The sequence below is a fragment of the Nocardiopsis lambiniae genome, from assembly GCF_031845465.1.
GTDB classification, from domain to species: Bacteria; Actinomycetota; Actinomycetes; order Streptosporangiales; family Streptosporangiaceae; genus Nocardiopsis; species Nocardiopsis lambiniae.
Map to the genome: position 1 here is coordinate 78515 of NZ_JAVREP010000008.1, position 23799 is coordinate 102313.

At 71.8% G+C, this 23799-nt stretch carries 18 protein-coding genes; 9 read left to right on the top strand and 9 right to left on the bottom strand.

What is annotated here, in order from left to right; genetic code table 11:
• Positions 1-153: 153 nt before the first annotated feature.
• From RM479_RS13870 to RM479_RS13885, 4 genes are all read left to right on the top strand, one after another.
• Complete coding sequence (locus RM479_RS13870; RefSeq protein WP_311512147.1) at positions 154-1851, top strand: nitrite/sulfite reductase; 1698 nt, start codon at positions 154-156, stop codon at positions 1849-1851.
• A gap of 76 nt (positions 1852-1927) precedes the next feature.
• A complete protein-coding gene (locus RM479_RS13875; protein ID WP_274810833.1) occupies positions 1928-2122 on the top strand; it encodes a hypothetical protein in 195 nt (64 codons plus the stop codon).
• Between the two features lie 2 nt (positions 2123-2124).
• Positions 2125-2826 carry a phosphoadenylyl-sulfate reductase gene (locus RM479_RS13880; RefSeq protein ID WP_311512148.1) on the top strand — a complete coding sequence of 234 codons (702 nt, stop codon included), beginning with the start codon at positions 2125-2127 and terminating at the stop codon, positions 2824-2826.
• On the top strand, positions 2784-3596 hold the full coding sequence (locus RM479_RS13885) for a sirohydrochlorin chelatase (protein WP_397222131.1): 813 nt from the start codon (positions 2784-2786) through the stop codon (positions 3594-3596). Before RM479_RS13880 ends, RM479_RS13885 begins: the two co-directional genes overlap by 43 nt.
• Positions 3597-3639: 43 nt before the next feature.
• Here RM479_RS13885 and RM479_RS13890 read toward each other — a convergent pair whose 3' ends face one another.
• The 4 genes from RM479_RS13890 to RM479_RS13905 are packed head-to-tail and all read right to left on the bottom strand — an operon-like array spanning position 3640 to position 10233.
• Positions 3640-5028, bottom strand: coding sequence for a lyase family protein (locus RM479_RS13890; RefSeq protein ID WP_311512150.1), 1389 nt, complete (start codon positions 5026-5028; stop codon positions 3640-3642).
• Positions 5025-7004 (bottom strand): FAD/NAD(P)-binding protein, encoded by a 1980-nt coding sequence (locus RM479_RS13895; RefSeq protein WP_311512151.1) that lies wholly within the window; start codon positions 7002-7004, stop codon positions 5025-5027. The genes RM479_RS13890 and RM479_RS13895 overlap by 4 nt, the downstream gene beginning before the upstream one ends.
• A 14-nt stretch (positions 7005-7018) precedes the next feature.
• Positions 7019-8590, bottom strand: coding sequence for a class I adenylate-forming enzyme family protein (locus RM479_RS13900; protein WP_311512152.1), 1572 nt, complete (start codon positions 8588-8590; stop codon positions 7019-7021).
• A gap of 35 nt (positions 8591-8625) precedes the next feature.
• Positions 8626-10233: a zinc-binding dehydrogenase gene (locus tag RM479_RS13905; protein WP_311512153.1), complete on the bottom strand. Its 1608-nt coding sequence runs from the start codon at positions 10231-10233 to the stop codon at positions 8626-8628.
• Between the two features lie 636 nt (positions 10234-10869).
• On the opposite strand from RM479_RS13905, the gene wrbA reads away from it, so the two are divergent.
• Positions 10870-11481, top strand: coding sequence for an NAD(P)H:quinone oxidoreductase (gene wrbA, locus RM479_RS13910; RefSeq protein WP_311512154.1), 612 nt, complete (start codon positions 10870-10872; stop codon positions 11479-11481).
• A gap of 186 nt (positions 11482-11667) precedes the next feature.
• Positions 11668-14025 carry a LuxR C-terminal-related transcriptional regulator gene (locus RM479_RS13915; protein WP_311512155.1) on the top strand — a complete coding sequence of 786 codons (2358 nt, stop codon included), beginning with the start codon at positions 11668-11670 and terminating at the stop codon, positions 14023-14025.
• 25 nt (positions 14026-14050) lie between these two features.
• Here the strand turns inward: RM479_RS13915 and RM479_RS13920 are convergent, their stop codons facing one another.
• From RM479_RS13920 to RM479_RS13940, 5 genes are read right to left on the bottom strand one after another with little or no spacing between them, the layout of a single operon-like run.
• Positions 14051-15013 (bottom strand): UbiA family prenyltransferase, encoded by a 963-nt coding sequence (locus RM479_RS13920; RefSeq protein ID WP_274810821.1) that lies wholly within the window; start codon positions 15011-15013, stop codon positions 14051-14053.
• 40 nt (positions 15014-15053) lie between these two features.
• Positions 15054-16214: a flavodoxin-dependent (E)-4-hydroxy-3-methylbut-2-enyl-diphosphate synthase gene (ispG, locus tag RM479_RS13925; protein WP_311512156.1), complete on the bottom strand. Its 1161-nt coding sequence runs from the start codon at positions 16212-16214 to the stop codon at positions 15054-15056.
• Positions 16211-18070, bottom strand: coding sequence for a 1-deoxy-D-xylulose-5-phosphate synthase (locus RM479_RS13930; protein WP_311512157.1), 1860 nt, complete (start codon positions 18068-18070; stop codon positions 16211-16213). Before RM479_RS13930 ends, ispG begins: the two co-directional genes overlap by 4 nt.
• 60 nt (positions 18071-18130) lie before the next feature.
• A complete protein-coding gene (locus RM479_RS13935) occupies positions 18131-19174 on the bottom strand; it encodes a polyprenyl synthetase family protein (protein ID WP_311512158.1) in 1044 nt (347 codons plus the stop codon).
• Positions 19171-20148: a 4-hydroxy-3-methylbut-2-enyl diphosphate reductase gene (locus RM479_RS13940; RefSeq protein ID WP_311512159.1), complete on the bottom strand. Its 978-nt coding sequence runs from the start codon at positions 20146-20148 to the stop codon at positions 19171-19173. Before RM479_RS13940 ends, RM479_RS13935 begins: the two co-directional genes overlap by 4 nt.
• A gap of 314 nt (positions 20149-20462) precedes the next feature.
• On the opposite strand from RM479_RS13940, the gene RM479_RS13945 reads away from it, so the two are divergent.
• From RM479_RS13945 to RM479_RS13955, 3 genes are all read left to right on the top strand, one after another.
• Complete coding sequence (locus RM479_RS13945) at positions 20463-21692, top strand: IS701 family transposase (protein ID WP_311512160.1); 1230 nt, start codon at positions 20463-20465, stop codon at positions 21690-21692.
• 116 nt (positions 21693-21808) lie between these two features.
• The gene (locus RM479_RS13950) at positions 21809-22978 is read left to right on the top strand and encodes a 3-deoxy-7-phosphoheptulonate synthase (protein ID WP_311512161.1); all 1170 of its coding nucleotides are present in this window, start codon (positions 21809-21811) and stop codon (positions 22976-22978) included.
• A gap of 29 nt (positions 22979-23007) precedes the next feature.
• On the top strand, positions 23008-23778 hold the full coding sequence (locus tag RM479_RS13955) for a 2,3-dihydro-2,3-dihydroxybenzoate dehydrogenase (protein ID WP_311512162.1): 771 nt from the start codon (positions 23008-23010) through the stop codon (positions 23776-23778).
• The last annotated feature ends 21 nt before the right edge of the window (positions 23779-23799 follow it).

The window sequence follows — 23799 nt, forward strand, 5'->3', positions numbered from 1 at the left end:
CGCGCGGCACCGGCGCTCTCCCCTCTCTCTTCGATCCCACACACGCGGAATCCGACCCGAGGCCCCAGCACGACGAAGTGCGGAGCCGGCGGGTGGCAGTGGTGCGGGCGCCGGGGTCGCACGGACCCCGTGACCCCATCGGAGACACCCGCGATGCCTCCCTCTTCCGCGCAGAACGGTCGGACGGCGACGGCGGCCAAGCCGCGTCGCCGCCGCGGTGAAGGCCAATGGGCCCTCGGTTACCGCGAGCCGCTGAACAAGAACGAGGAGAACAAGAAGAACGACGACGGGCTCAACGTCCGCGATCGGATCATCAACATCTACTCCAAGCGCGGTTTCGACTCGATCGACCCCGCCGACCTGCGCGGACGCTTCCGGTGGTTCGGGCTGTACACCCAGCGCGCCCCGGGCATCGACGGCGGTAAGACCGCCATCCTGGAGCCGGAGGAGCTGGACGACCGCTACTTCATGCTGCGGGCGCGCATCGACGGCGGCCAGCTGTCGGTGGCACAGTTGCGCGCGATCGCCGGGATCTCCCGCGACTTCGGTCGCGACACCGCCGACATCACCGACCGGCAGAACGTCCAGTACCACTGGATCCGGGTCGAGGACGTGCCGGAGATCTGGGAGCGGCTGGAGGCGGTGGGCCTGTCCACCACCGAGGCCTGTGGCGACACCCCCCGCGTCATCCTGGGCTGTCCGCTGGCCGGTGTGGCCGAGGACGAGGTGCTGGACGCGAGCCCGGAGGTCTTCCAGGTCTACGACGACCACATCGGCAGCCCGCTGTACTCCAACCTGCCCCGCAAGTTCAAGACGTCCATCTCGGGCTGCTCGGTGTACTGCACCAACCACGAGATCAACGACGTCGCGTTCGTGGGCGTGCGGGACGAGAACGGTGAGGCCGGGTACGACCTGTTCGTCGGCGGCGGCCTGTCCACCAACCCGATGTTCGCGCTGCGGCTCGGCACCTTCGTCCGCCCCGACCAGGTGAGCGAGGTGTGGGCGGGGGTCTGCGCGATCTTCCGCGACTACGGTTACCGGCGGCTGCGCACCCGCGCCCGGATCAAGTTCCTCATCAAGGACTGGGGCGCGGAGAAGTTCCGCCAGGTGCTGGAGGAGAAGTACCTCGGGTACGCGCTGCCCGACGGCCCCGCCCCCGACCTGGACCCGGGGCTGCGCCGCGACCACGTGGGCGTGCACCGCCAGAGCGACGGCAGGTACTACGTGGGCTTCGCGCCGAAGGTGGGCCGGGTCTCGGGGACCTCGCTGGCCAGGATCGCCGACATCGCCGAGGCGCACGGGTCGGACCGCGTCCGTACCACCGCCGACCAGAAGCTCGTCATCCTCGACATCGAGGAGGACCGGGTCGAGTCCATCACCGCCGCGCTGGAGGCCGAGGACTTCCAGGTGCGGCCCAGCACGTTCCGCCGCCAGACGATGGCCTGCACCGGCATCGAGTTCTGCAAGCTGGCGATCGTGGAGACCAAGGGGCGCGCGGTGACCCTCATCGACGAGCTGGAGAAGCGTCTCCCCGACTTCGAGGAGCCGCTGACCATCAACGTCAACGGGTGCCCGAACTCGTGCGCGCGCATCCAGGTCGCCGACATCGGCCTCAAGGGCCAGTTGGTGATGAACGAGCACGGTGAGCAGGTGGAGGGATACCAGATCCACCTGGGCGGCGGCATGGGGCTGGACGCGGCCTTCGGAAAGAAGATCCGCGGGCTCAAGAGCACGGCCGACGAACTGCCCGACTACGTCGAGCGGGTGCTGCGCCGGTTCCAGGACCAGAAGAAGGACGGGGAGTCGTTCGCGGCCTGGGTGGGCCGGGCCGCCGACGACGACCTGAAGTAGCCGCCGGAGGGGGCCGGTCGTCCGCGACCGGCCCCCTCCCACCATCCGCGACATCCCCGATTCGAGGAGGTGCGTCGTGTCCGAGAGGGCCGCACCCTACTACTGCCCCTACTGCGGAGACGAGGACCTGGTGCCCGAGGAGGGCGCCGCGGTCAAGGGCGAGGGCTACCCCTGGGCCTGCCTGTCCTGCGCCCGTGTGTTCCGCGTGAAGTACGTGGGCCTGCGCTCCGCCTCCTTCGGCGACGCACCCTCCAGACCGACGGAAGGGTAGGAATGAACGCCACCATCACCCCTGTGGGCGGTCCCGAGCTCGCCGCGAACGCTTCGCGCGAGCTGGAGGAGGCCACCGCCCAGGAGATCATCGCGTGGGCCGCCGAGACGTTCGGCGACGGCCTGTGCATGACCTCCTCCATGGCCGACGCCCTCATGGTGGACCTCGCCTCCAAGGTGGTCCCCGGCATCGACGTGATCTTCCTGGACACCGGCTACCACTTTCCCGAGACCATCGGCACCCGCGACGCCGTGGCCTCGATCTACGACATCACCCTCGTCAACGTGGAGCCGACCCGCACGGTCGCCGAACAGGACCTGGCGCTGGGGCCGCGCCTGCACGGGCGCGACCCGGCGATCTGCTGCCACCTGCGCAAGGTGGAGCCGTTGCAGAGGGCCCTGGCCCCCTACGCCGCGTGGCTGACGGGGCTGCGCCGCGCGGACGCGGTGACCCGCCGCGACACACCGATCGTGCAGTGGGACCGGCGCAAGCGGATGACGAAGGTCAACCCGATCGCCCGGTGGACGCAGGAGGACGTGGACGCCTACATCGAGACGAACGGTGTGATCGTCAACCCGCTCCAGTACGACGGGTACCCCTCCATCGGGTGCGAGCCGTGCACGCGTCGGGTCGAGCCGGGAGAGGACCCGCGCAGCGGCCGATGGGCGGGCAGCGGCAAGACCGAGTGCGGGATCCACCTGTGAGCGGGCGGGGACGGGCGCCGGGACGGCGCTCGTCGGTGCCGTTGCTGGCGGTGGCGCACGGGAGCCGGGACCCCCGGTCGGCGGCGGCCGTGGAGGCCCTGTTCGACCGGGTGCGGGCGCTGCGGCCCGACACGGACGTGCGGGTGTCCTACCTGGACCACACGGCGCCGTCGGCGCAGGACGCCCTGGCGTCCCTGGCCGCCGAGGGCGCGGGCGAGGTGGTGGTGCTACCGACGTTGTTGACCGCGGCCTACCACAGCAAGGTGGACCTGCCGGAGGTGCTGGAACGGTCGCGGACGGACGAGCCGTGGGTGCGGGTGCGCTACGCCGGCACGTTGGGGCCGCACGAGGGACTCCTCGCGGCGGTGGAGCGGCGGTCGGCCGAGGCCGGCGCGGTCGCGGACGGCGACACCGCCCTGGTGGTGGCGTCGGCGGGGTCGAGCGACCCGGAGGCCAACGCGACGGTGACGGCCGTGGCCGGGGAACTGGCGGCGCGCGGGCCGTGGCGGGAGGCGACGGCGGCGTTCGCGTCGGCGGCGCGTCCCACCCCGGGCGAGGCGGTCGCGGCGGCGTACGCCCGGGGGGCGCGGCGGGTGGTGGTGGCCACCTACCTGTTGGCCCCGGGTTTCTTCGCCGACCGGGTCCGCGCGCAGGCGCTGGCGGCGGGCGCGACGGTGGTCTCGGAGGCGCTGGGGGCGGCCCCGGAGCTGGCCGGGATCGTGTGGGAGCGCTACGACGCGGCCCTGGCCGCTCGGCACGCCCTGGTGTGAACCGTGCGCGGGGGCGGGGCCCGGCGGGCCCCGCCCCCGCGCGTCACCGGCCGGGGACGTCCAGGGAGGCGTCCACCAGGGCCGCCGCGGCCCCGGTGTAACCGGCGGGGTCGCACAGGGCCTTGAGTTCGGCGGCCGGCACGTCCCGAAGCTCGCTCTCCTCCGCCAGGACGCAGTCCAGGGGGCGGCCCTCCCGGGCGGCGACGGCGGAGCACCGGTCGAGCAGGCGTCGCGCCGGGGCGCGGCCCAGACGCGGGGTGAGGTGGGCGACGATCCGTTCCGCCGAGACGGCCGAGCCGGTCGCCCCGAGGTTGCGGTCCGCTCGCGCGGCGTCGATGGTCATCCCCTCGGCCAACTCGACCAGGGTGTGCGCCGCTCCCCCCGTGAGGCGCAGACACTCGCGCAGCAGGGACCACTCGGCGTGCCACGCCCCGGCCGAGCGCTCGTCCTCGGCGAGCAGGCATCCGGTCAACCCCGACGCCAGGGCGGGCACCTGGAGGGCGGCGCTGCGGATCATGGTGGCCAGGACCGGATTGCGCTTGTGCGGCATGGCCGAGGAGGCTCCCCGTCCGGGGGGCCCGGGCTCGGCGACCTCCGCGACCTCGGTACGGGACAGGTTGATCACGTCGACCGCGATCTTGCCCAGGGCACCGGTCGTGAACGCCGTGACGGCGGCGAGGTCGGCGATCGGGGTGCGCAGCGCGTGCCAGGGCAGGACGGGGGCCGCCAGCCCCGTCTCACGGGCGAACTCGCGGACCAGGGCGGCGGTATGGGCCCCGGGGTCCTCCCGGTCCCGGTCGGAGGCGTACTCCAGGTATCCGGCGAGGGTGCCCGCCGCCCCGCCGAGGGAGACCGGCAGTCCGCCGTCGAGCAGGCGCGCCACCCTCGCCTCGGCGTCCACGACGAGCCGGTGCCAGCCCGCGACCCGCAGCCCCAGGGTGGTGGGCACGGCGTGCAGGGCCAGGGTCCGGGCGACGGCGGGGTCGTCGCGGTGCCGCCGGGCCAGGGCGGCCAGGTGGGCGGCGGCGGCGCGCAGGTCCTCACCGACGACGGTCAGGGCGCGGGCCGCGACCAGCATCGCCCCGGTGTCGAACACGTCCTGACTGGTGGAGCCCCGGTGCACGTACCCGGCGGCGTCGGGAGCGCGTTCGGCGACGATCCTGGTCAGTTCCCGGACCAGTGCCACGACCGGGTTGGCGTTCTCCCTGGCGGAGACCGCGAGGGCGCAAGGGTCCAGGTGTTCGGCGCGGGCCGCCCGGGTGATCGCCTCGGCGGCGGCGGGGGGCACCGTGCCCAGGGTCGCCTGGGCACGGGACAGAGCGGCTTCGGCGTCCAGCATGGCCTGGAGCCAGGCCTGGTCGGAGACGAGGGATTCGACGGGGGTGCCGGCCCGGACGGGGGACAGCAGACCGGCGTCGGTGAGCGGGTTCAAACGATCACTCCGGTCAGGTGGTCGGCGGTTCCGGCCCGCGCGGTGGCGGCGGGGGCCAGGTCCAGTACGGCGCGGGCGATCGCGTCGGAGTCGCCGAGCGTCACCGAGTCCACCCCGGGGCGGGTGCCCGCCGCGGTGACCCAGTGGACCGCCTCGGTGGGCACCCCGTAGGCGAACCTGCGGGGGTGGGCCCTCCCCCGCCCGTCGATGGTCCGGTAGGGGCGGCCGGTGACCGCCAGGCCGCCGGTTTCGAGCGGGGGACCACCGTTGACGGCGATCCGGTGGGCGGAGATCTGGTCGCTGTCCAACAGGTGGCGCAGCAGGGGGTCCGCGGTGCGGCGCAGATCGGGTTCGGGCAGCCGGGCCTCGATGAGCACCTTCGAGCGCACGGGGGTTCCGGGCACGCGGGTGGAGTGCGCGACGAAGTCCGGGGCCTCGGTGTCCAGGCGCACCTGGGTGCCCGGGCCGAGGATCTCCACGACGCCAGCCTCGATGAGGGCGACCAGTTCACGGACCCGGGAGACGGGCGGGCCGATGGAGAGGTAGGCGTTGAGCGGGGTGTACCAGCCGTCCAGTTCGTCGCGGTGGGAGATGCCCTCCAACCCTCCGTGGTCCACCGCGAGCCGGACCTCGTTGCGCAGGTCGCGCAGCACGTCCAGGGCCGCCTTGGTGGGGTCCTCGACGTTCCCCCGCCGGGCCATCCGGATGTCCTCGCGCAGGTGCTCCAGCAGCCAGGTGCGAAAAGCCGTGCGGTCGTCGAAGTCCCGGCCCGCGCAGGGGCGGGCGACACGGTCCCAGTCCCAGTGGTCCCGGGGGTCGATCCGGTACGCGCGCAGGAGGGCGTCGGGTTCCCCGGCGGTGAGGTAGCGGGAGACGAACTCCTCCTCCTCGTCCGCCCGGCCCTGAGAACGCAGCAGGGTCCCGTAGTAGACGGATTCCACCTCGCGGGCGATGAAGGGCCACAGGTCCCGCCTCAGGCCCAGCCCTCCGGCCGCCTTGGCGCGCATGCGCTCGACGCGGGCGACGGTGAGCAGGCGCGGCAGGTACCGTCCGGAGGCGCCCTTCTGGTTCTCGCCGCGCGCGTGGTAGGGCACGCCCCTCCGGGAGAAGGCGTACAGCACCGGCTCGTCGCCGCTCGGTACGTAGACCAGGTGTCCGTCCCGTTCGTGGTAGGCGCCTCCCCGCCCCTCGGTGAACAGGGCCATGTGGTCGAAGAAGTTCAGCCCCAGCCCTCGGAGCAGGACCGGCGCCCCGGCCGGGACGCGGGTCGTGTCCACGTCGGCCGGGTTGGCGGGGGTGAGATAGGTGAGGTGGTGGATCCTGGCCAGGCTGGCGGTACGCGCCTCGCCGGGACCGACCCTCGCCGGCAGGTGTCCCAGGGCCAGCACGATCGCGTCGAGGTGGTCCAGGCGCACACCGTTCTCCAGCCGCAGCCCTTGGGGGCCGTCGGGGAAGCCGCGGGTGTCGGCCATGGCGACCGCCTTGGAGCGGTGCACCCGGATCTCGACGTGGGCGGGCGCCTTCTCCGTGATCCTGTCGAGGCAGGCCTTGAGGTAGTGGCCGTAGAACGCCCGTGTGGGGTAGGAGTCGGGGCCGAGGCGGCGGGCCTCGGCCACGGTCTGCTCGTCGTGCCCGCCGAAGAGCGCCACCTCGCGGGCCCATTCCGCCAGTGTGGGTCCGGGTTCGATGGGCCCGTCGATGTTCACGCTCTCGTCGGTGTGGACGGTCACCTGTGAGGCGACCGTGTTCATGAGCAGCACACGGGACTGGTCCGTGCGCCACACCGCCCCGGCCCCGGCCGGGTGGGGGTCGATGAGGTGGATCGTGACGTGCGCGCGGGAGGGGCGGACCCGCTCGTTGGCGCAGAGCCGTTCGACCACCGACAGCCCCCGCGGCCCCGCCCCGACGACGCCGACCTCCAGCCGGTCCGCGCCGGGTTCACGCCGGTTCGGGGCCCCGTGGGTACCACCGGTCATGTTCCCTCCTCGTTTCACCCGGCGCCGTGCCCCGCTTTGAGCAGTGCGACCAGTTCGCGCCGCTTGATCTTGGTGGTGGCGGTCTGTGGCAGGTCCTCCAGTCGCCAGTGCAGCGGCGGTTCCATGGCGGGCAGGTCCGCGGTGGCCGCCCGCCAGGCGCTCTCGTCCAGAGGGGCGTCGTCGCGGGTGCACACGACGGGCACCGGCCGCCCTTCCGGAGAGGGGACGATGATGACCTCGACGAGTTCGGGGATGCGGCCGAACAACCGGTCCTCGATCTCCAGGGTGCTGTCGATACCGGGGATCTCGTCGATCTCGCGGTCCAGCAGGTGCAGGCAGCCCCACTTGCTGAGGTAGCCGACGTCGCCCATGCGCCACCAGCCGCCGTTGACCTGCTTGCGCCAGCGCTCGTGCTCGCCCATGTAGGTGACGATGCGGCCGTCGCTGCGCACCTCGATGTGTCCGGGCGAGGACCTGCTGGGCGTCCGGCCGTCCCGGGAGACCACGCGGACATCGGTCATGCCGGGGAAGGGGCGGCCCACGCAGCGGCCGTCGGCGTCTTCGCCACGGGCCCGGGTGTAGGTGCGGGCGGCGATCGGGCCCACCTCGCTCTGACCGTAGGCCTGGGCGAACAGCGGCAGGTCGCGCCGGGAGGCGCCGAGCATCCGCTGGACGGTGCGCGGGTGGATGGCGTCGAAGGTGCTGCTGAAGTACTTGACGTTGGCCAGCGGCTCGCGGGGGTCGTCGGCGAGCGGCTCCCAGCGCAGGAAGGTGTTGGGGTGCGCCTCGATGAAGCCGGGACGGACCCGCGCGAAGAGGGCGGCCACGTTCTCCTCGTCGTCGTCCCGCAGGATCACCAGGGGGTGGCCTTGGAGGACCGAGATCGGCATCGCGGTGTACATCCGCGAGTGCACGAAGGAGACGTGGACGGCGATGGGCTCGCGGCGGCGGACCGCCGCGCCCACCACCAGGCTCTGGGGCCGGTAGCGGGCCTGGAAGGTGCGCCCGGTGTGCATGGCGAGTTTGGGCAGGCCGGTGGTGCCGGAGGTGTGGGTGACCATCGTGGGGTGGTCGGGGGGCATGGTGACGGGTCGGACCCGCGTGACGCCGGCCAGCGAGGCCAGGGACACCGCCCCCTCGTACTCCCCCGCGGCGAGCAGGACGCCCTCACTGAGGTCGAACACCTCCGCGGGCAGCTCCTTCTCCAGCTTGGCCTGGTCGGTGAGGAGGTAGGGCCGGTCGACCCGGCGCAGCAGGGCGGCGACGGTGGCTCCGTCGAGCTTGGGGGACAGCATCACCGGGATGGCGCCGATCCGGACGACCGCGCACGCCAGAAGGGAGATGTCGAAGGCGTCGGACTTGTGCACGACGACGTGGTCGCCGGGGCGCACCCGCAGGGACCACAGGCGCGAGGCGAAGTCGTCCACCAGGTCGGCGATCTCGGTGAGGGTGAAGCGACGCCCCCGTTCGGGTGCGATGTCCAGTTCGTGGTCGAGGATGACGGGGTTGGCCGGGTAGCGGGCCGCCGCTCGGTCGAAGAGGGTGCCCAGTCGAATACCCCGGTTGGCTACGCGCTGAAGGAACACGGCTCGTCCGTTCTGTCGGTCTGGGGGGAGGGGGGTCAGCTCTCTTCGATCACGCGCTTGATCCGGGCCAGCGTGACGTCGAGGTCCTGTTCGAGCTTGGCGGTCCACTCGGTGATGAAGCGCTTGCGCTCCTCCTCGTCCAGGTTCGCGGTGATCGTGTGGATCCCGGCCGTGGCCCGGTTCATCCGGAAGTGGTGCACCAGGACGGAGCCGCCGTCGTCGGTCGGCTCGATGTCGAAGCCCCAGACGCTCTCCTGGTCCGCTCCGGCGTGGGAGAGCATCATCCAGCGGAAGGTGCGGCCGGGGTCGGCCGCGGTGACGCGGGCCTCGGTGTGCCACACGCCGCGGATCAGGGGTGCCCAGCCGACGACGTCGTCGGCGCGCAGGTTCTCGCCCCGGAAGACCGATCCGACCCGCCGGGGCTCTCCGGAGATCCATTCACCGCCGCGGCACTCGGGGCTCCATTCGGAGCTGCGCGGCAGGTCGCTGACGACCTCGTACACCTGCTCTGGTGAGGCGGACACCGGAAGGCTCGCCCGCAGTTCGAAGAGGGGGGTGGTGTCGATGATGGATGCGCTCATGGTTGGAAGGTTCGCAAGGCCCGGTGAGGTGGCGCCAAGCATCGGCGCAGAGTTGGTCAAGTTCGTCCCGTGATCGGGACCCCGACCCACGGCGATCACGATCCGGCGCCCGCGGGCCAGTCCTCCCTCGACGGCCCGGTGGGCCCGTCCGGTGTGCTCCAGGGACACGAGGTCGCAGCGGCGCGGGCGCAGGACGCCGTCCGCGGCGAGCCGGCCCACCCGTGCGGCGGCCTCGGCGAGTTCGTCGACGGTGGCCTGGGAGATGGCGAATCCGAGGACGGAGCGGTCCAGGAGGTAGAGGGATCCCACCGGCAGGACGGGGCGCGAACGCATCCCGGCGAGCAGGACGAGGCGACCGCGCCGGGCCAGGCCGGCCAGCGCCGGTTCGACCTCGTTACGGCCGGCGGCGTCGACGTGCAGGTCCACCCCGTCGGGGTGCAGGCGGGCGATCCGCTCGTACAGATCGGGATCACGACGGTCGAGCACGGCGTGCGCGCCCGAGGCCCGGCAGTGATCCGCGTCGGTCGGGGAGGCGACGGCGGTGACCCGCGCCCCGGCGTGGGAGGCCATGGCGACCAGGGCGCCACCGACGTTGCCGCCCGCGCCCACGACGACCACGCTCTCCCCCGCCCGCAGCCGGCCGTGGGTGGACAGGGCGAGGTGGGCGGTGGCGGCGGGGTGGGCCAGGGCGACGAGTTCGGCGGGGTCGGCGCCCTCCGGTACCCGGTACAGGCGGTCGGCGGGGACGGCGACCCGTTCGGCGGCGGCTCCCTGTCTGCCGTCGTACCCCATGCTCAGCGACCACACGCGCTCCCCCGGGGCGAAGCGGTCCGAGACGTCGGGGGCGGCGCGGACCACCGTGCCCACCAGGTCGCGGCCCACCACGAAGGGGAAGGTGAGGGGCGTGCGCCAGGCGCCGGATCGGACGAAGGTGTCCACGTGGTTGACGGTGGCGAAATCCACCTCGACGAGGATCTCGCCGGGCTCGGGCTCGGGGTCCGGGAGCGGGCCGTAGCGGATCAGTTCGGGCCCGCCGAGCCGGTCGATGTATGCGGCGTACATGGCCCCGAGTCTGAACGCGTCGGGCGGGAGAGCCGGAAAGTGGGCTCGGCCTGTGTCATCTCGCGACACCGGTTCGCATATCGCCCAGAGGTTCACATGAAGCACACAACAGAAGCGGAAGGCGCATCGGAACCTCCCGAAGATCGCGTCCCCAGGTGGAACCGGCGAACACGAGACCTTTCGCCAAAGGCTTTCACAGAGACCGGATGGGTGTCTGGAATTGAAGCTCAGAGGATTTACAAAAATTCGGCAGAGCGTGAAAGCAGCAGCTCCCGGTGGTGCCAGGGAAGATCATCCCCCTTTCGACGACCACCCCGGATCGCGCACCCTCCGTGTTCACACGGAACAGAGAAAACCTGAGCACCCGTCCCTGAAAGAACGCGGTACCGTTCCACTTGGGTCACCTGAAGCACATAGACAACACCAGTCACACAAACAACACGACCAACATGACACAAACAAAAATCTTGCAGTGAGCGAAACCCCTCGCCACAAAGATCGAAAATCACTCCGGCCTAAATGGCACTTGCCTCGACGCGTTACCGGCAACTAACATTCGAACAGGGCGTCTCCACCAGCGATGCGATCACCCAAAGTGACCAGCGAATTATTACCATCCGTGAATGCAAAGGGACAATGACCGCTCGAATCTCTGTCATCTATTATTCCTCTACCGGAAACGTGCACGCCATCGCCGAGGCGATCACCGAGGGTGCCTCCGAGGCCGGGGCCGAGGTCCGTCTGCGTCGCGTCGCCGAGCACGCGCCGGACGAGGCCATCGCGTCCAACCCGGAATGGCGGGCCCACCTGGACGCCACCGAGAACGTTCCCGTCGCCACGCTGGACGACCTCGCCTGGGCCGACGGCTTCGCCTTCGGCACCCCGACCCGGTTCGGCAACGTCAGCTCGCAGCTGAAGCAGTTCATCGACAGCGCGGGCGGGCTCTGGGAGGCGGGTGAGCTCGCCAACAAGCCGGCGACCGGGTTCACCAGCAGTTACGAGCTCCACGGCGGACAGGAGTCCACCCTGCTGTCCCTCTACAACGTGATGCACCACTGGGGCTGCCTCATCATTCCCACCGGCTACGTGGACTATGACCTCGTTCACGAGGCCGGGGGCAACCCCTACGGCCTGTCCAGCCCCTCCTGCCAGGGAGCACCCTCCAAGTCCGTTCTCAAGGCCGCCCGCTTCCAGGGCGAGCGGATGGCGCGCATCTCCACTCTGGTCCGTCCGCTGCGCACCGTGTAGTCGTACACGTGCCCGGCCTCGGAAGGAGGCCGGGCACGTGTCGCTCGCAGGACCGGACACCGAGCCGCCGGACGAAGGATCCCGGCCGGCGCCCCGGCCCAGAGGCACCACCGGACGCCTCGGCGGGGCCGCCGTTCCCTGGGCGATGCCACGTCGAAGAGCGGCGAACGAGAAAGCAGGTCGAAAATGCTTGTCCCGTCACAGAGTGTTGCAGATCCCTCACCCTTCGAACCGCGCCCCTTCACGCCCTGGAACCACTTCCCCACCCCGCTCATCGGTCGCGAGGGCGAACTGGAGGCCCTCAGAAGACGACTGACCGATCCGAGCGCCCGCATCGTCACCGTCACCGGGCCGGTGGGGGTGGGCAAGAGCAGACTCGCCGCGACCGCGTTCAACGACGTCCTGCCGACGTTCGCCGGGGCCCGTTCCCTGGATCTGGACTCCCTGCGCTCCGACACGGAGTTGGAGCGGGCCCTGCACGACGTCCTGGAGACGAACACGGCGGGGCCCGGGCCGTCGGAGGGACGACGGTTCCTGTTGGCCCTGGACGGGTGCGACCGTTTCATGGAACGGCTCCCCTCCCTGCTGACCCGCCTGTTGGCCACCCACCATCATCTGTCGCTCCTGGTGGTCGCCCCGTGGTCGTTGGGGGTGTACGAGGAACAGATCCTGCGCCTGGCCCCGCTGGAGACGCCCTGCGTGAAGGGGACCGACGGACTGGCCCAGCTGCGCAGGCTCCCGTCCGTGCAGCTGTTCGTGCGGCGCACGCGGACCGTGCGCCCGGAGTTCGAGCTGACCCCGGAGAACCACGACGCGGTCGCACGCCTGTGCGCCATGACCGACGGTCTGCCCCTGGCCATCGAGCTGGCGGCAGCCCAGATGAAGCTGTGCTCCCCGCAGGTCGTGCTGTCGGAACTGGTCCGGGACATGGACGTGCTCTCGGCGGACGGCGGGGGAACGCTGTCCGCGCACACCGGCATGCGCTCGGCCATCTCCATGGCCCTGAACCGGCTGCAAGGCCTCGACCGGGAGTTCCTGGGGCAGGTGGCGGCGTTCCACGAGGGCTTCGACCTGCCCTCCGCGGTGGCGGTGACCGGACTCTCCCCGGCCGAGGTCCAGCACCTGCTGGAACGGCTGGTCGATATGAACGTGCTGTACACGGGCGAGTGCAACGACGGCGATGTGACGTTCCGCCTGTCGTCCCTGACCCGTCGCCACGTCCTGGACCGGCTGCGCGAGATCGGCGGGCTGGAGCGGGTACTGCGCTCGCACGCGGCGTACTTCCTCCGCCTCACCGATTCCCTGCACGGCCCCCCGGCCTCCGGCGAGCGCGAGCGGCTGCTGCCGCGGCTGCGCCAGTGGTCGACGGACACGCGCTCCGCGATGGGCTTCCTGTTGGACGACGGCGACCACGCGGGCGCGATCCGGTTGGCCTTCGCGCTGCGCGGCTACTGGCACGGCAACGGCCGGGTCCGCGGGATCACCGAGATGCTGGATCGGGTGCTGTCCGACCCGGGCATCCCCGAGCGCGTGTCCGTCGAGGGTCGGGGCATCCTCGGTGAGCTGCTGGTGTGGGTGGGCGAGTACGACCGGGCGGAGGAGCACCTGCGCGCTTCCCTGAACGCGTACGAGACCGCGTCGGACCAGCGGGGGGCGGCCACGGGACGGCGGCGCCTGGGATCGCTGGCGATGTACCGCGGCGAGGTGGGGGACGCCGAGCGGTTGCTGGAGAAGTCCTCGTGGGAACTGGCGTCGGTGAGCGAGGAGTACGAGCAGGCGCTGGCCCTGCGCGACCTGGCCCTGTGCCGGATGATGTCCGGCGATCACGCGGCAGCGGAGGCCACGGCGCAGCAGGCGCGGCGGGAGTTCGCGCGTTGGGGTGACGAACGCGAGGAGGCGATGACCGACTGCGTTCTGGCCGAGACGTTCTGGGCGCGGGAGGGCGCCGAGCGGGCGCTGCCCCGCTACCGCGCCGCGCTGGAGGCGGTCCACGCCTCCGGTGACCGGGCCGCGTGCGCCACCGGCGTCGAGCGGGCGGCCGTGCTGATGGCCCGTGAGCAGACCCTCACCGACGAGGGATGGCGTACGGTCGCGCGCGCCCTGGGCGCCGCGGTCGCCATGCGCTCGGGTACGGACTGCCTGCCCCCGGCCTGTCTGGGCGGGGCGGTGTCCGACACCGTCGATCAGGCCCGTCTGCGGCTGGGCGTCAGGGTGTTCAACGAGTGCTGGGGCCGGGGGCTGGCCTTGACGCCCGAGGAGGTGATCGGCGAGGTGCTGGACCCCTCCGGTCTGGCGGCACCGCCCGAGGAGGCCGCCTACCCGGAGGACGGCCCGCTGACCAAGCGGGAATTCCAGGTGGCCGAACTCGTCGCCCGCGGCATGACCAACCGGGAGGTGGCCCGCAACCTGGGCATCTCGGAGTGGACCGCCGTCAACCACCTGCGGCGGATCATGCGCAAACTCGATTGTTCCTCCCGGGTCCAGGTCGCCGGATGGTTCACCCGGCGGGGACGGCCGGTCAGGTCGGGGGGGACACCGACCTGACCGGACCTGTCGGGTCCGGCTCTCCTCACAGGAAGAGGTACAGCAGGTTGAACGCGATCATGCAGGCGACCACGGTCCGAAAGGTCGTGATGCCCCGGCTGCGGGCGACCAGCGGGTCGCCGGTGCGGAGGAAACCCGTGTACTGCCGGATCCGCAGGACCGCGAACGGGGCGAGGACGAGCGCGAACCACCAGGGGGCCGCGCCGGTGAGCGGTGGCACGACCACGAGCAGGAGGTTGACCGCGGTCAGGGCGCCGAGGAACACCCGATTGCCGCGCGCGGAGGTGAGCACGGCCACCGTGCGACGCCCTGCGGCGGCGTCACCGGGGATGTCGTTGGTGTTGGAGTAGCCCGCGATGAGGACCTGGCCGAACCCGAACAGCAGCCCTTGGACCAGGACCACGATCGGCAGTCCTCCCGTGGCCAGGCCGTAGGGGACCAGCAGGAACGCCGTGGCCGAGAACAGCAGCACCGCCTCGCCCAGCCCGTGGTAGCTGAACTTGAGCCCCCAGGAGTACTGGACGCTCAGGAACAGGAGCAGCGCGGCCAGGACCGCCACCCCGAGGGTGGGATGCGGGGTGACCACGAGGGCCAGGGTCCACCACACCACGCCCCACACCAGGCTGAGGTGGCCGAACCGCCGGGCCTGGGCGACGGTCAGCTCCCCGGTGAGCAGGGGTTTGCGTTCGAGGGGCCGCAACGCGGTGTCCTCGACCTCGACGTAGTTGGCGGTGTCGCTGCCGTCCTCCGCCCCGGTGACGTCGTCCAGGGTCATGACGGCGGACAGGACGCCGATCATGCCGAGGGCGAAGAACAGCAGGGTGAGCGGGACCCCGTCGGCGGTGAGGCCGTCCACCCCCAGGATGGTGGCGACGATGACGAGGGTGAGCAGGAAGTCGATGACGAACTTGTACTTGACCAGCCGGGCGTAACGTCCGGCGGTGGCCAGGAGGCCCTCCCCGGAGGGGGTGCGCGCGTCGATGCTCATGTCTCTTCCGTGGTTCGTGGAGTCGGGGAACGTGCGGTGGTCAGCCGGCGACGGCGACGGTGGGCTCCCCCGGCCCGACCCCCGCCTCACCCATCTCCTCGGCGATGCGCATCGCCTCCTCGATCAACGTCTCCACGATCTTGGACTCGGGCACCGTCTTGATCACCTCGCCCTTGACGAAGATCTGCCCCTTACCGTTACCCGAGGCCACACCCAGATCCGCCTCACGCGCCTCACCCGGACCGTTGACCACACACCCCATCACCGCCACCCGCAACGGCACCTCCAACCCCTCCAGACCCGCGCTCACCTCCTCCGCCAACGTGTACACGTCCACCTGCGCCCGCCCACAACTGGGACAGGACACGATCTCCAACCCCCGCTCGCGCAACCCCAACGACTCCAGGATCTGCGCACCCACCTTGACCTCCTCCACCGGCGGCGCCGACAACGACACCCGGATCGTGTCCCCGATCCCCTCCGAGAGCAACGCCCCGAACGCCACCGCCGACTTGATCGTCCCCTGGAACGCCGGCCCCGCCTCGGTCACCCCCAGATGCAACGGGTAATCGCACGCCGACGCCAACTGCCGATAGGCGTTGACCATCACCACCGGATCGTTGTGCTTGACCGAGATCTTGATGTCACCGAACCCGTGCTCCTCGAACAACGAGCACTCCCACAACGCCGACTCCACCAACGCCTCCGGCGTGGCCTTGCCGTACTTGGCCAACAAACGCCGGTCCAGGGAACCGGCGTTGACCCCGATCCGGATCGGGGTCCCCGCCTCACCCGCGGCCTTGGCGATCTCGGCGACCTTGTCGTCGAACCTCTTGATGTTGCCCGGGTTCACCCGCACCGCCGCACACCCGGCGTCGATGGCCTGGAACACGTACTTGGGCTGGAAGTGGATATCGGCGATCACCGGGATCTGCGACTTTTTCGCGATCACCGCCAACGCGTCGGCGTCCTCGTTGGTGGGCACCGCCACCCGCACGATCTGACAACCCGACGCGGTCAACTCCGCGATCTGCTGCAAGGTCGCGTTGACGTCGGAGGTACGGGTGGTGGTCATGGACTGCACGGACACCGGCGCGTCCCCGCCCACGGGCACGTTCCCGACCATGATCTGCCGGGTCTTGCGCCGCGTCGCCAACGGGCGCGGCGGAGTGGCGGGAATGCCGAGATCGACGGTGGTCATACCTTCCCCTCGGTGTCGGAACGAACGGTGGAGGCCGATGCGCCGCCGGTGAGGCCGCGCAGACCGGCCGCGAACTCCGGGTCCCTTTCGCGGCCGTCCAGCACGGCCATGTCCTCGGCCGCCGCCATCGAGATGTCCTCGATGGTCAGCCCGCACAGGGAGAGCACGTCGGCGCGGCCTCCGTGGTCCAGGAACCGGCGGGGGATGCCGAACTCGCGCAGCGGTGTGGTGACATCGGCGTCGCGCAGCGCCTGGGCGATGGTGGAACCCACCCCGCCCACCCGGCTGTTGTCCTCCACGGTGACCACCAGGCGGTGACGGCGGGCCATGTCGCACAGACCGGGGGCGACCGGCGAGACCCAGCGCGGGTCCACGACCGTCACGCCGTGGCCCAGGTCGGTGAGGCGGTCGGCGACGCCCAGGGCCACGCGCGCCAGCGCGCCGATCGACACCACCAGGACGTCCAGGGCGCCCTGGCGGTAGAGGACGTCCATCCCGGCGAACACGGTCTCGGTGGGGATGTCGGGTCCGGTGGCCCCCTTGGGGAAGCGCACCAGGGTGGGCCCCTCCTCCCAAGAGACGGCCTCGTCCAGGAGTTCGGCCAGCCTGGCCCCGTCGCGGGGGGCGCAGATGCGCAGGCCCGGCACCACCTGGAGGACGGACATGTCCCACATGCCGTTGTGGCTGGGCCCGTCGTCACCGGTGACCCCCGACCTGTCCAGGACGAAGGTGACGGCCCGACGGTGCAGGGCCACGTCCATGAGGAGCTGGTCCAGGGCGCGGTTGACGAAGGTGGAGTAGATGGCCACCACCGGGTGGACGCCGCCCATGGACAGCCCGGCCGCCATCGTCACCGCGTGCTGTTCCGCTATGCCGACGTCGATGACGCGTTCGGGGAAGCGCTCGCGCAACGGCAGCAGGCCGGTGGGCTCGGTCATCGCCGCGGTGACGGCCACCACGTCGGGGCGCTCGGCCGCGATACGGGTGACGCACTCGCCGAACACCGCACTGAAGGAGGGGCCGGAGGACGTGGACAGGGCTCGTCCGGTCCGACGGTCCATGGGGCGGATGGCGTGCCCCCGGTCCAGGTCGTTCTCCTCCGTGGGGGCGAAACCCCGCCCCTTCTCGGTGACGGCGTGCACGATCACCGGACCGGTCGTCCGCCTGGCCCGGGTGAGCGCCTCCCGCAGGGCGGGGATGTCATGGCCGTCCACCGGCCCCAGGTAGGTCAGCCCCAGCTGCTCGAACACGCTGAGGTCGGCGTCGCCGCCGCGCAGGCGCGCGCAATGGTCGGCGAAGCCGCCGAGGGTGGGGTCGTAGGAGCGCTCGTTGTCGTTGAGCACGATGACCAGGGGGCGGTCGGGGCCGCCGCCGATGTTGTTGAGCGCCTCCCAGGCCATCCCTCCGGTCATGGCCCCGTCGCCGATGACGGCGACCACCGCCCGGTCCGTGGTCCCGGTGAGGGCGTCGGCGCGGGCCAGACCGTCGGCGTAGGACAGCGCGGTCGAGGCGTGGGAGTTCTCCACCAGGTCGTGCTCGGACTCGGCGCGTGAGGGGTAGCCGGACAGGCCGCCCGCCTTGCGGAGCCGGTCGAACCCGGCCCGGCGCCCCGTGATCAGCTTGTGGACGTAGGACTGGTGCCCGGTGTCCCAGAGCAGCCGGTCCTTCGGGGAGTCGAAGACCGTGTGCAGGGCGATGGTCAGTTCCACCACCCCCAGGTTGGGGCCCAGGTGACCACCGGAGGCGGTGACCCGGTCGATGAGGAATTCGCGGATCTCCCCGGCGAGTTCCCGGAGCCGTTCGTCGGAGAGCCCGCGCAAGGACGCGGGTCCTTCGATCGTGTCCAACAGGGCCATGTGATCACTCCTCGGGACCGCCTCGGGGCGGTCCGGGTTACGGCGGTGGGCGGCACCCGTTCAGCGGTTGCGGTAGGCGACCTCGTGCGCCATGGCGGCGAGTTCGTCACGCCACCCGGAGTCCAGGGACGGGTGGCCCAGCGCGTTGACGGCGTCGGCGACCAGTTCGCCGATGCGCTCCTCGATGACGTCGCCGATGCCCAGGGCGTCGAGCCGGTCGCGCAGTCGGGGCACGTCCCATTCGGGCTGCTCCACCAGCGCCCGCACCTCGGCGTCGCGCCGCACGGCCAGGGCCAGGAGCAGGGTCATCTTGTGGGTCTCCAGGTCGAGGCCGACCGGTTTCCCGGTGTGGTCGCTGTCCCCGAACAGGTCGATGAGGTCGTCCCGGAGCTGGAACGCCTCGCCCAGGGACTCCCCGTACCTCTCGAAGACCGGTGCCAGGTCGGAGCGCCCGGCCAGGGCGGCGCCCAGCAGCAGGGGGCGGTGGATGCTGTACCGGCCCGACTTGCAGACGGCGATCCACCGGGACAGCTCGGGATCGACGACCGAGCGGGCCGCCACGGCGACGTCCAGTTGCTGGCCGATGACGATCTCGGTGAGGAAGGCGTTCCAGATCGTGCGCACCTCGGGCGGCAGCTCGGTGGTGAGCCGGTCGGCCAGGATGTCGGCGAAGTCCCCGGAGAGCACGGCCACCCCCTCGCCGTAGCGGCGGGCCTCGCCCCTCCACTGGTGGTGGAGGTGGTCGCGGAGGTGGCGCACGTGGGCGGTGGAACGCCCCCGCCGCAGGTCGGAGTCGTCCAGGACGTCGTCGTGCAGGAGCGCACCGACGTGGACGAGTTCGACGGCGGCGGCGCAGTCGACGGCCCGACGGTCGTCGGGGTCCCCGCCCGCGGCCAGGTGGCCGCTGAGCAGGAAGGCGGGGCGCAGGCGCTTGCCGCCCGCGGCGACCAGGGCGGCCACGTCGTCCACCGGCACACAGGCGCGGGGGTCGACCCTCGCCCACCGTTCGCGTTCGGTGCGCAGCAGGGTGTCGAGCCGGTCCTCGACCCGGTCCAGCAGTCGGGCGCGCAGGTCCCGGACGTCATCGACGGTGGGTGTCGTCATGGAGTCCCCTTCGCGGATGCGGGCCGGTCGTCGCCGGACCCGGTGCGGGCGAGTCTCGTCGGCGGGGAGAAGACGATGTCCTCCCGGGCGACGCTCTCCAGTTCGGTGTCGCGGAAGCCGTGGTCGGCGAGGAGGTCGAGCAGTTCCTCGACCAGGACGTCGGGGGCGCTGGCCCCGGCGCTCACCCCCACCGTCGAGACCCCGGTGAGCCACTCCGCGGAGAATTCGCCCACGTCGGGTACCAGGTGGGAGGCGGTTCCGGAACGCCTGGCCACCTCGACCATGCGCACGGAGTTGCTGGAGTTGCGCGAGCCCACCACCAGGACGAGATCGCTGCGGGGGGCGATGGCCTTGATCGCGTCCTGGCGGTTCTGGCTGGCGTAGCAGATGTCATCGGTGCCCGGCCCGGTGAGGTCGTGGAACCGATCGCGGAGCACCTCGACGATCTCTCGGGTCTCGTCGACCGACAGGGTGGTCTGGGTGAGATAGGCCAGCGGGGTGTCGGCCGGCAGGTCCAGGGCCCGGGCGTCCTCCACCGTCTCCACGATCACGGTCCGGTCGGGGGCGTGCCCGTGGGTGCCCTCGACCTCCTCGTGCCCGGAGTGTCCGATGAGCAGGATCGTCCGGTCCGCCTTGGCGACGCGCAGGGCCTGCTGGTGGACCTTGGACACCAGGGGGCAGGTGGCGTCGATGACGTCCAGCCGTCGCCTCCCGGCGTTGCGGCGCACCTCGGGCGAGACGCCGTGCGCGGAGAAGACGCAGACCTCTCCCTCGGGGATCTCGTCCTCCGAATCCACGAAGATCGCGCCGCGCTCGCGCAGCACGCGCACCACGTAGTGGTTGTGGACGATCTCCTTGCGCACGTAGACCGGTGGGCCGTACCGCTCCAAGGCGATCTCGATGATGGATATCGCTCGCCGGACACCTGCGCAAAAACCTCGCGGCTCGGCAAGGATCACTTTCTTTCGCTGCACCTCAACGCCACCTCCAGTGACCCGGCTCCGGCGTTTCCGGACACCGGGAGGGTCGCCCTCCGGTGTTATCCATGACTTCGTTCGCGCTCCCCCGACTCTGCAACCGGAGCCGGCGCCGGGTCAACACGGGAGCAGGAGAAATAGCAGGAATCAGCTACATGTGACCAGGACCTGCTGGACAGGCCATTGTCAGTGGCTTGTCATTCACAAAACGACGAATCCGTTCTTAGTGTGAGAGCCACCTCAGAAATAAATCTGAAAACACACTAGCCCCCGTGTGGGCCGAGCGAAGTGCACCGGAGCGGAGAATCCGCGTGAATACCGTGATCAAACCCGTGGAGAACGAGATCCCGTCACCGTCCGCCGCCCCGCCGCCCGCAGTGGCGGACGACGACCCGTTGCTGAACGACCTGGTCGACGAGTTGTTCTTTTCCCTGACCCGCAGCGACCAACGCCGTAAAGGGATGGACTACCTGCGCGGACTGTTGAGCACCCCCGGCCGCAAGTCGGTCCGGAACATGGCGGCCGCCCTCGGCGGCGCCGGGACGGGGCAGAGCCTGCACCACTTCGTGTGCAGTTCCACCTGGGAGTGGTCGCCGGTGCGCCGGGCCCTGGCCCGGTACACGATGCGCGAGTCGCCGCCGCAGGCGTGGGTGGTACGCCCCCTGGTCATCCCGAAGGTCGGGCGCCACTCGGTGGGCGTGAGCCGGTACTTCTCCGCGGACCTGGGACAGGTCGTGAACGCCCAGCGCGCCGTGGGGGTGTGGCTGGCCTCCGATCACCTGAGCGTGCCGGTGGAGTGGCGGCTGCACCTTCCCGGCCGGTGGCGGGGCTCGCTGGACTGCGGCACCCCCACTCCGGCGATGGCCCAGTCGGAGACCCTGGTGGGGTGCGCCGCGGAGGCGAGCCTCGCCATGATCGAGAGCTGGGGGCTGCCCCCTCGCCCGGTGATCCTGGACCTGGACGACACCGACCCGTTGCCCGCGTTCCGTCGCCTGTGCGCGGCCGGGCTGCGCCCGGCCGCGCGGATCCGACCGGAGCTGCCGCTGCGGGTGACCGACCCCGCCCTCATCGGCCACCGGGGGCGGACACTCCCCGCCGAGCTGGTGATGCGGGCCGGCCAGGAGCTGCGCCGACCGGTACCGGACCCCGCGGACCCCGCCCGGCGGGCCCGATTGGTCGCGGCGGTGCGGGTGACCCGCCCCTCGACCGCACCGTCGGCGACCGGGACCGCTCCCGAGGAGGAGTTGTTGCTGGTCGGGATCGGCCGGGGCGGACGCCCCTGGCCCCAGGAACTGTGGCTGATCCGGCCACCGGAGTCCCACGCGGGCCCCGCCGCCCTGTGGGCGAGCGGGCTGGTGGACCGGGTCGAGCGCTCCTTCGCGCGGTTCGGCGACCCGGTGGGCATGCGCGACTACGCGGGCCGGTCGTTCAACGGGTGGCACCGCCACATCACCCTCGCCTCGGTCGCGCACACCTTCCGCGCCCTGTCGCCGGCCGCGGAGGCGCGGGCACGGCCCACGACCGTCCCCGCCGCGACATGACGAAGTACAGCAGACTTCCCATGGCCGAGCCCGAGACCTCGGCACACTCGAACGGTCCGCGGCAACGCGAGCGACCCTCTCGTGCCGCACCGACGCACCCGGATCATGGAGCAGCCGTGAAGACCGAGTCGCCCGACCTGCGCCGACGAACCGCGCTCCAGCAGCCCGACTGGGCCGACGACCCCCGGTTGCCCGAGGTCCGCGAACGGCTCCGGGCCCGGCCCGGACTGGTGCGGATCGAGGACGTGGACCGGTTGAGCGGCCTGCTGGCGCGGGTCGCGGCGGGCGAGGCCCGTGTGGTCATCGCCGGCGACTGCGCCGAGGACCCGGAGCGGTGCGGCCCCGAGGCTGTCGGCGCGCAGGAGTTCCTGGTGGGCGCCCTGGCCGAGGTGCTGGAGGCGACGACGGGTCGGCCGGTGGTACGGGTGGGCCGGATCGCCGGACAGTTCGCCAAACCGCGCTCGCGGCCCACCGAGATCGTCGAGGGGCGCGAACTGCCGGTGTACCGGGGCCACCTGGTCAACGGCCCGGAACCGACCCCGGCCGGGCGCGCGCACGACCCCGAGCGGCTGTTGGCGTGCCACGACGCGGCGCGCACCGTGCTGGAGCACCTGGGCCGGCGGTCCGGTTCCACCGGCCCGGCCCGGACGCCGTCGCTGTGGACGGCGCACGAGGCCCTGGTGCTCGACTACGAGGTCCCCGCGCTGCGCCGCACCCCGGACGGGCGCACCCTGCTGACCTCCACGCACTGGCCGTGGGTGGGAGACCGCACCCGCCACCCCGAGGGGGCGCACATCGCCCTGTTGTCCGGTGTCGCCAACCCGGTGGCCTGCAAGGTCGGCCCCTCGGCGACCGTCGAGGAGTTGCTGGAGGTGTGCGACCGGCTGGACCCCGAGCGGCGGCCGGGGCGGCTCACCCTCATCTCCCGACAGGGGGTGGGCGGAACGGAGGCGCTGCGCCGCCTGGTCGCGGCCGTGCGCGCCGCGGGCCACCCGGCGATCTGGATGAGCGACCCGATGCACGGCAACACCGTCAGAACGCCCTCGGGCCTGAAGACCCGCTACGTGTCGGCGATCGTCCGGGAGGTGCGGGAGTTCCAGGCGGCGGTGCGCGCGGCCGGGGGCATCGCCGGGGGCCTGCACCTGGAGGCCACCCACGAGCCGGTCACCGAGTGCGTGTCCGACGCCTCCCGGGTCGACCGGGTGGCCGACCGGTACACCAGCCTGTGCGATCCCCGGCTCAACCCGGCCCAGGCGGTCGCGGTGGCGTCGGCGTGGACCGCGTGAGGACCCCCATGGAACGAGAGGAGTCCGCGATGGAGCGGAAGGTGGCCCTGGTGACCGGGGCCGCGAGCGGTATCGGGGCGGCCGTGGCACGCGCTCTGGGCGAGCGGGGCGCGATGGTGGCCCTGGTGGACCGGGACCGCCCCGGCCTGGAGCGGGTCACCGCCGGGCTCGCGGACGACGGGGTGCGGGCGGTGGCGATCACGGCGGACGTGGCCGCCGCCGGGGAGGCCGAGCGGGTGGTCGCCGAGGCCGAGGACCTGCTGGGACCGCTGGACCACCTGGTCAACGCCGCCGGGGTGCTGAGAATGGGCGGGGCCTGGGAGCTCGACGACCGGCAGTGGAACGAGAGCCTGGAGGTGAACGCCACCGGCGTCTTCGCCATGTCCCGGGCTGCGGCGCGCACGATGGTGACGCGTTCGACCGGGGCCATCGTCACCGTGGCCTCCAACGCGGCGGGCACGGCGCGTGCCGGCATGGCCGCCTACGCCGCCTCCAAGGCCGCGGCCGTGGCGTTCACCCGCTGCCTGGGGCTGGAGCTGGCCGGCCATGGCGTGCGCTGCAACGTCGTGGCCCCGGGCTCCACCGACACCCCGATGCTGCGGTCGATGTGGAAGGACGCGGCCGGCCCCCGGGCCACCCTCGACGGCGACCCCGACGCCTACCGGGTGGGCATACCCCTGCGTCGGATCGCCGAGCCCGACGACGTCGCCGACGCGGTCGTCTTCCTACTGTCCGACCGGGCCCGGCACATCACCATGCAGACGCTCACCGTGGACGGTGGGGCCACCCTGGGCGCGTGAACCCGCCCGCGCCGGGGCCCG

What these genes read in the sequence shown, in the direction of transcription:
- ispG (WP_311512156.1), bottom strand. Translation starts at nt 16,214, where the DNA reads ATGACCACCGTCGATCTCGGCATTCCCGCCACTCCGCCGCGCCCGTTG.
- RM479_RS13880 (WP_311512148.1), top strand. Translation starts at nt 2,125, where the DNA reads ATGAACGCCACCATCACCCCTGTGGGCGGTCCCGAGCTCGCCGCGAAC.
- RM479_RS13915 (WP_311512155.1), top strand. Translation starts at nt 11,668, where the DNA reads ATGCTTGTCCCGTCACAGAGTGTTGCAGATCCCTCACCCTTCGAACCG.
- RM479_RS13895 (WP_311512151.1), bottom strand. Translation starts at nt 7,004, where the DNA reads ATGACCGGTGGTACCCACGGGGCCCCGAACCGGCGTGAACCCGGCGCG.
- wrbA (WP_311512154.1), top strand. Translation starts at nt 10,870, where the DNA reads ATGACCGCTCGAATCTCTGTCATCTATTATTCCTCTACCGGAAACGTG.
- RM479_RS13955 (WP_311512162.1), top strand. Translation starts at nt 23,008, where the DNA reads ATGGAGCGGAAGGTGGCCCTGGTGACCGGGGCCGCGAGCGGTATCGGG.
- RM479_RS13885 (WP_397222131.1), top strand. Translation starts at nt 2,784, where the DNA reads ATGGGCGGGCAGCGGCAAGACCGAGTGCGGGATCCACCTGTGAGCGGG.
- RM479_RS13930 (WP_311512157.1), bottom strand. Translation starts at nt 18,070, where the DNA reads ATGGCCCTGTTGGACACGATCGAAGGACCCGCGTCCTTGCGCGGGCTC.
- RM479_RS13870 (WP_311512147.1), top strand. Translation starts at nt 154, where the DNA reads ATGCCTCCCTCTTCCGCGCAGAACGGTCGGACGGCGACGGCGGCCAAG.
- RM479_RS13905 (WP_311512153.1), bottom strand. Translation starts at nt 10,233, where the DNA reads ATGTACGCCGCATACATCGACCGGCTCGGCGGGCCCGAACTGATCCGC.
- RM479_RS13935 (WP_311512158.1), bottom strand. Translation starts at nt 19,174, where the DNA reads ATGACGACACCCACCGTCGATGACGTCCGGGACCTGCGCGCCCGACTG.
- RM479_RS13920 (WP_274810821.1), bottom strand. Translation starts at nt 15,013, where the DNA reads ATGAGCATCGACGCGCGCACCCCCTCCGGGGAGGGCCTCCTGGCCACC.